Origin of the sequence: Microbacterium sp., assembly GCF_049661145.1 — a bacterium.
In the GTDB taxonomy this organism is placed as follows: Bacteria; Actinomycetota; Actinomycetes; order Actinomycetales; family Microbacteriaceae; genus Microbacterium.
In genome coordinates this window covers 1-5,955 of record NZ_JBASZT010000228.1, presented here as the reverse complement: position 1 = coordinate 5,955, position 5,955 = coordinate 1, and the positions used below count along the sequence as shown (strand labels likewise).

Genomic DNA, 5,955 nt, shown 5'->3' with positions numbered 1-5,955 from the left:
GCGCCGGCGCGCCCCCACGACGGCCTCGTCATCGATGGGCTCGGCTCGGCACGCGTCGGCGACGTCGGCGGGGGCTGGCTGCTGTTCGCGGGGCGGAGTTCCCGTGCTGAGTCCGCGGATGTGCAGTTGCGGTTCGGCCCGAGCCGTTGCGAGGTCACCGTCGGGGTCGGCGGTGCCGGGTGGACCCACGTGCTGGTGGGCAGGCGCGCCGCGATCATGCGGTCACTCGTCGCGCATCCCGAGGGGATGAGCGCGCAGGAGCTCGCCGTCGACGTATACGGAACGGTGGAGTCGGAGCCGGCCGCACGGGCAGAAGTCCACCGCATCCGTCGCGAGCTCGGCGACGTGGTGTGCACGCGGCCGTATCGCGTCGCGGCGCACACCCTCGTCGACGTCACCGCGGAGGGTGACGCCGAGCCTCATCACCCTCACTGACGGCGCCAGTCTCCTGTCGCGGCGCCCGAAACCTGGTGCGCCGAAACAGGATCGTGCAGCCGTCGCAGACGGGGTCGGTGGTCTCGCGGCGCGCGATGCGCACCGACGTCATTGGTGCGCGCCCTGTCATGTCGCGCCCGCGAGGGGGCGGATGAGCCGGGCGGGCACGCCCGCGTACACTCCGCCGCTCGGCAGGTCGCGCACGACGACTGCCCCGGCTGCGACGATGACGTCGTCGCCGATCGTGACTCCGGGGAGCACGGTCGCCCGTGCGCCCAGCCAGCACCGGTCTCCGATCGTCACCGGGGCGCTCGTGCGCGTGTGCTCGACGCCGTGCGGTCCGATGCCGTGGCCGCTCGTGATGATGAGGCTGAACATGGCGATGTGGCAGTCCTCGCCGATGCGGATGGGGGCGACGGCCTCGAAGTAGCACCACGTATTGACCGATGTGCGGGCGCCGATCGTGATGTCGCGGCTCCCCGTGAACGTGCAGTGGGCCTGCACCTTGGGGGTGCGCACGTCAAACCCTCGCAGCCGCAGGATGGCGTAGCGCACCGCTCGCGGGCACAGCGGGGAGCCTGCGACGCTGTTGGTGACGAAGGAGCGCCACCCCCAGGACAGGTCCTGCACGATGCTGTGGACCAGCGGGCGGATGCCGCGGGCTTCGGTCATCGTGCTCATCGAGAAGTCCCCTCGTCATCGGGCAGGGTTCCGAGTGGAGCGTCGCCGATCTGATCGGCCGGGGTATACAGGATCCAGTCGATGAGCATCTCGTTGACCACCGGAGTTGTCGCGTCCGGAGGCCCCGGCCAGTTGCCGCCTACAGCGAGGCTGAACAGCGCATGCGTCGGCGCGTCGAACACCCATGTGCCCGGCACGGGCACGTCCCATTCGCTGACGTCGAGCACGACGCGGTCGTCCACCGCGATGATCACCCGGCCGGGCTGCTTCTCGACCGTGTAGACGTGGAAGTCCTCGGAGAGCGGTGCGGGTGCATCGACCCCGCCGCCGAGTGACCACGCGTCGTTGTTCTTGCCCGGCTCACCGCGCGGGCCATGGAGATGATGCGCGCTGCGGCTCGTGCCGCGTGGCGTTTCGACGATGTCGATCTCGCCCGCGGCCGGCCAACCGACGCGCTCGAGCGAATCGCCCAGCAGCCAGAATGCCGGGAGCAGTCCCTGTCCCTCCGGCAGCTTGATCCGCGCCGACAGGCGACCGAACGTGAACGACCACTTGCCGGCCGTGGTGATGCGACCGGACGTCGGGGTACCGCCTGCGCCATCGGGCGGCACGGTGGCGGTGATGACCAGATTGCCCTGACCATCGAGCGTGACAGCGTCCTCCGTGTAGGTCTGCAGCTCGTCGTTGCCCCAGCCGCCGCCACCGGTCTGGATCGCCCACGCATTCCGGTCCGGCTTCGCGCCAGCGGCACCATCGAAGTCGTCGAACAGGGACGCGTCGTCGCCGTAGCGCTGACCGGCGAACGGGATGCCGACGAACCACAGCAGTCCGCCGAAGACGGCGACGACGATGACGGCGACCACCGCCGTGATGATGATCCCCCGACGACGACGCCGCCGCCGCGGCGGCTGCGGGTGGAGCGGAGCGACGGGGGCCTGGGGCGGGGACGATGACGCGGCGGTGGTCATGTGAGGAGCCCCTTCGGATCGCGGCAGAGCAGTGTCGCCGCTTCACTGACCGCATCGCGCGGGTACAGCGAACCGTCGAAGCTGAATGACACGTTCATGCGACGACGCAGGACGGCCGTCAGCGCCGTGATGCCGTTGCGCCCGGCCGGATCGACCGAGACGGTCACCGTGGGACTGTCCGACGACCACGGCAACGGTTCCAAAGAGCGAAGGAATCCCATGTCGCTGACGATGGGCCGGGCGTGGGCGGGCACGCGCGCCTCGGTCGCCGGGTTCCAGGGGTGCGACATCAGTCCGAGCGTCAGTGCGGCCAGCGGTCGCGCGACGTGCAGGTCGTGCGTGAATCGGGCGCCCGCCTCATCGAGGTCCTCGGTGAGGGGTATGGGGTGCCCGACGACGAAGTTCGCCAGCGTCGAGCGGCCGGAGGGCAGGTATCGGCGAAGATCCACGAGGATCGAGCCCTCGTCCATAACCGGGATGCCGACGCGATGCAGCGCGGCGCGTAGCGCGAAGAGCATCGCGAGGGAAGGGGGAACCCGACCTTTGCTCCACGCGGCGAAGCCGCGGAAGGTGTCGGCATCCATGATCGACGTGACGAGGTCGAGCGAACCGCGCGCGCCGGGGGCCGTCGGGCCGCTGTATTCCGGTCGATGATCCGCGAGCCGGGCGCGCACGACGTCGCGCGTCCGGCCGCCGTGGCGCAGGAAGGTGGCGCCGAGAGCGGTGCGCAACGGGGAGCCGTCGCGAGCGGAGGCGAGGACGGCGGGCACCGGGCCACCGCGCAGCGTCGCGGCGGTGAGCAGGACGGCGAGAAAGCCGTCGCCCAGCCGGTGATCGATGCACAGTGCGGCGCGATGCTCGCCGAGGAAGACGGTGAACGGGAGCGAGGGCTCGGCGATCTCGCGCAGTCTCGGGGTGCCAGCTGCCCCGGTGTACTCATCCGGAAGCGTCCGCACCGCGCGTTCCGCCTGTTCCTCGATCCCGTCCGGGTCGTACCGCCACCTGGTGCCGTCGATCACGCGCCCGGCGCGCGCGTCCGGGCCCAGGCGGAGCAGCGTACGCACCGAGGCCACGACCTCCTCCCGTCGTGGCACGTGCAGAGGTGCGAGCTCGACGCTGATGCGGACACCGGTGGCCAGCCGGTCGCTGCCGAGCAGGCGACCGGAAGTCGCACGTGGCGCCGGTGCCGCCCCGGGCGTGGCCTCCCCGGCCTCACGAGCCACGGCGTGCTGTGTCGGGAGGTGCTCCTGAGACGCGAGAACCATCGGCATCACACCCGCGCCAGGGCGGACGGCAGGTCGTCCGCGAACTCGAGGGGCGCATTGAGGTCTTGGAGCCACGCGCGCGCGTAGCTCGTGAGCTTTCCGGTGGCGTTGTCCATCGCGATGACGCGCCTCCCCAGCTGCAGGGCGATGAGCATCGCGTGCAGGCGATCGGTGACGACTGTCTCGCCGGGAGCCAGGAGTGCGACGCCCGTCGCGACACGAGCCGTGGCGTCGGCGAGCCACCGCGCGGTCGACCGGTTCGAGGTCCGCGTGACGGCGCCTTCCAGCAGGGTGCGGCGAAGCCGTTGCCGCACCCGGTCGGCGAACGTCATCGCGGGCCAGTCGATCGTCGGACGTGCACTCGTCCCCGACAGGGTGCTCTCCCTGTCTCGCCGCAGCAGCACCACGACTTCGCGGTCGGGGGCGGGAGCGTCGATCCTGCCCAGCATGTGCACGCTGTCGGGCGCGAGCACAGTGTCGGGAACCACGTCCGAGACGGCCGCGAGCGAGTCCCGGTCGCGCACGGCGAGCCGAATCCCGGGTCGGGAGGCCATCCGCGTCACGAACTCCGCTCTGTCGGCATCCGATGTGAAGTGCACCGACTGCGGCTCCTGGATGAGCAGGGTGTCGCGTCGCAGCCGATCGGTGAGGGTGTAGCGGTGTTCGCTGTGGCGCGGATAGAGACCGCCGAAGTTGCCACCGCCGTGGATCGCGACGGGGGTGGTCGTCTCGTACAGCCGTTCGTCGATCGTGCGCCAAGAGTAGGTGGCCTCGATGCGGATGCCGGCGCGTCGCCAGAACTCGGCCTGGCCGAGCGCGATGGCGGAGTCGCCGATGTTCTCGTGGTCCGGGAAGTCCGTGAACACCAGTGCGTCGACGCCGCGATGCAGCTGAGTCAGGGCATCGAACGAGCGCTGCTGCATCTCGTCGATGTAGCCCAGTCGGTCCCGGGTGTTTCCCATGGGCATGGTCATCGTGCGCCCTCCTGCCTGGTCGAGTATCCGGTCCGCTGTCCGCCCGCCGATCGGATCAGCGTTTCAGGGGCGCTGCCGCGCCGCGGGGGCTCGGAGATCTGCCCAGGGTGGCGACGCTTTCGAGTTAGAGACGACAGCGACCATCGCGGTCGCGGTACGCCGTCTTTCCCGAAGCACCAGTACACGGCCACCGCCGCGACGACCCAGCCGACGGTGGTCAGGACCGCCACGACGAGCGAGGGATCGAGAAGACTGACGGTGTACACGCCCGCGGCCAGCGGAAGTGTGCTGAGGAACGGGCTGACGAGACAGCGCACCACGAACTCGCGCCCCGACAGCCCCAGCCGGCGGAGCGCGATCAACACGTAGATGGGCTCGAGAAGGACCACGGGGATCGTGAGGCCGAGCGCGATGCCGGCGAGTGCCGGCGTCGAGTCCAGCGCGGAGCCGAGCACCGCAGCCAGCACGGTTCCGGTGACCGCCCACACCGTGTGCAGGATCGCGTATCCTCGCAGCGATCCCTGGGCGGTGAGGATCGGAATCGCCAGCAGATGGTTGTTGTTGGCGAGCAGCGACAGCACGAGGATCTGGGCGACGATGGCGGCGGGTGCGCTGCCCGGTCCCAGCCAGAGGGTCATGATCATCGGCATGAAGGTCACGACGGGCACGAGGACCAGCATCATGAGCATGTTCGCAAGGCTGGTGCCGCGCAGGAACAGTTCGCCGTTGGGCAGACCCTCGGCGCCCCCCTGTCGCATGGATGCCGTGGGGAGCACGGCCGTCGCGATCGACCCGGTCACTTCTTTCACGAGGAGATAGATGCGCTGCCCCGCGGCGTACATCGCCGTGAAGGCGATCGGTAGCAGGAGAGCGGTGAGGACGCCGCCCGCCTGCATGATGACGACACCGGCAACGCCTACCACCATCAGTTGCGCGCTCACGTGAAACAGCTCGCGGAAAACGCTCCAGCGGAACTGCCGGAAGCTTGCCGTGATCTGCGGCGCCCGCAGCCGGCGCAGCACAAAGGTCGCGATGCCGAATCCCAGCATCCCGATCACGTCGACGACGGCCACCGCGACGATCCCGAGGTGGGCCCAGCACACGACGATCGTGGCGACGATGCGGAACAGGGCGAGGCCGATGAGCAGGTAGTTCACGTCGTCGAGTCGGCCGATGCCGGCCAGGATCTGGCGGTTCGAAGAGAACGCGAGGAGCACGAACACGTTGACGACGCCGAGCACGCACAGCATCCACGCGGTGGGAATGAGATCGTCACCGAAGCGCGCGCTCGGCACCGCGGCGGCGAACGCCAGCGCGCTCGCCGCCGACAGCAGCACAGCGGCGGCGAGGAAGAACGCCGTGCTCGCCGACGCGACCTCGCGCATGCGCGCGACGTCGCGCGCGGGAAAGGCCACCCCGATGAATCGCGTCGTCGCGCCGCCGATCCCGAGGTCCTGCTGGAACAGCGAGCCGAGCGCGACCGTCAAGACGTACAGGCCGTACGCGTCCGCACCGAAGGCCATGAGCACGATCGGCAGGAGTGCCACGTACGCGATCATCGACGCGAACCGTGCCGCGTACGTCGTGACGACGGCCCGGGCGATGCCGCCGCCGGCCGCAGGCCCCGTGGTG

At 70.0% G+C, this 5,955-nt stretch carries 5 protein-coding genes and 1 pseudogene; 1 reads left to right on the top strand and 5 read right to left on the bottom strand.

Annotated elements, in window-relative coordinates; genetic code table 11:
• Nucleotides 1-435, top strand: a pseudogene (locus tag WBP48_RS09715) (hypothetical protein); the annotation flags it as partial.
• A 126-nt stretch (nt 436-561) separates the two neighbouring features.
• On the opposite strand, the gene WBP48_RS09710 reads toward WBP48_RS09715, so the two are convergent.
• The 5 genes from WBP48_RS09710 to WBP48_RS09690 all read right to left on the bottom strand — a co-directional run.
• Nucleotides 562-1,116, bottom strand: a complete 555-nt coding sequence (locus tag WBP48_RS09710; RefSeq protein ID WP_424439567.1) for an acyltransferase — start codon at nt 1,114-1,116, stop codon at nt 562-564.
• Nucleotides 1,113-2,084: a glycoside hydrolase family 16 protein gene (locus tag WBP48_RS09705; protein WP_424439562.1), complete on the bottom strand. Its 972-nt coding sequence runs from the start codon at nt 2,082-2,084 to the stop codon at nt 1,113-1,115. The genes WBP48_RS09710 and WBP48_RS09705 overlap by 4 nt, the downstream gene beginning before the upstream one ends.
• Nucleotides 2,081-3,307, bottom strand: a complete 1,227-nt coding sequence (locus tag WBP48_RS09700; protein WP_424439559.1) for a hypothetical protein — start codon at nt 3,305-3,307, stop codon at nt 2,081-2,083. The genes WBP48_RS09705 and WBP48_RS09700 overlap by 4 nt, the downstream gene beginning before the upstream one ends.
• A gap of 47 nt (nt 3,308-3,354) precedes the next feature.
• Entirely contained in the window at nt 3,355-4,323 is a 969-nt protein-coding gene (locus WBP48_RS09695; protein WP_424439556.1) for a polysaccharide pyruvyl transferase family protein, read from the bottom strand.
• A partial coding sequence (locus WBP48_RS09690; protein ID WP_424439553.1) for a lipopolysaccharide biosynthesis protein occupies nt 4,320-5,955 on the bottom strand: 1,636 nt, incomplete at its 5' end. The genes WBP48_RS09695 and WBP48_RS09690, both read right to left, overlap by 4 nt.

What these genes read in the sequence shown, in the direction of transcription:
- WBP48_RS09705 (WP_424439562.1), bottom strand. Translation starts at nt 2,084, where the DNA reads ATGACCACCGCCGCGTCATCGTCCCCGCCCCAGGCCCCCGTCGCTCCG.
- WBP48_RS09695 (WP_424439556.1), bottom strand. Translation starts at nt 4,323, where the DNA reads ATGACCATGCCCATGGGAAACACCCGGGACCGACTGGGCTACATCGAC.
- WBP48_RS09710 (WP_424439567.1), bottom strand. Translation starts at nt 1,116, where the DNA reads ATGAGCACGATGACCGAAGCCCGCGGCATCCGCCCGCTGGTCCACAGC.